Source organism: Bartonella sp. CM120XJJH (assembly GCF_042194715.1).
Lineage (GTDB): Bacteria > Pseudomonadota > Alphaproteobacteria > Rhizobiales > Rhizobiaceae > Bartonella.
Map to the genome: position 1 here is coordinate 1 of NZ_JBHINE010000092.1, position 859 is coordinate 859.

The 859-nt window shown below is 44.5% G+C and carries 2 protein-coding genes; both read left to right on the forward strand.

Annotation, left to right across the window (positions count from 1 at the left end):
- Nucleotides 1-189 (forward strand): tail protein X (locus tag ACFIKU_RS10430; RefSeq protein ID WP_375657411.1); only part of this gene is annotated, 189 nt, incomplete at its 5' end.
- A partial coding sequence (locus tag ACFIKU_RS10435) for a phage late control D family protein (RefSeq protein WP_375657412.1) occupies nt 186-859 on the forward strand: 674 nt, incomplete at its 3' end. The genes ACFIKU_RS10430 and ACFIKU_RS10435, both read left to right, overlap by 4 nt.

The following is an 859-nucleotide window of genomic DNA, read 5'->3' on the forward strand; positions in this document are numbered from 1 at the left end:
GTGGATGCCATTTGCTGGAAATACTATGCCAAAGGTCAACAAGCGCTTGCTGTTGAACGCGTCTATGCAGCGAATTTTGGACTTGCAGACTATGGACCCATTTTAAAAGCAGGCATCACGATACTCTTACCAACCCTCCCCTATCCGAAAGCCACACCAGTGATCAGAATTTGGGGTAGCAAATCATGAAACCTTTTTGCATGGTTCTGGCAAATGGAGAAGACATCACCAAAACGCTTATGGATTATGTTTTATCGATTGAAATTACCGATGAAGCAGAAAACAAAAGTGATCGTATCACCATAGAGCTTGATGACCGCGCCCGTGACAGTGATAACGGCTTTCTTGATATTCCTCTTATCGGGACGGTTATTTCCATAACACTTGGCTATGAAGGCGGAAAAAACCGCGATATGGGAGCCTATCTGATAGATGAAATCTCTGTAAGCAGTCCACCACAAAGCTTAAGTGTTACAGGGCGCGCTGCATCAATGAACACGTCTTATAGAACCCCAAAAAGCCAATCCTATCACCAGCAAACCCTTGGCAGTATTGTTCAAGAGATAGCAGAGCGTAATGGCTATACAGCAAAGGTTGATCCTTCTCTTGCAAAAATCGTTGTGCGTCATATTGATCAAACATCAGAAAGCGATATGGCTTTTGCTACACGTCTTGCAGGAGAATATGATGCGGTAGCAAAGCCCGTTGATGGCAAACTTGTGCTCGCCAAACGGGGGGAAGGAAAAGCCATTACCGGTGAAACACTCCCTATTGTTGTTATTCATGAAAAACATTGCATCTCTTGGGATTTTAAATACAGCGCACGGGATGAAGCAGGTGCAGCCAATGGCTTAGAAAC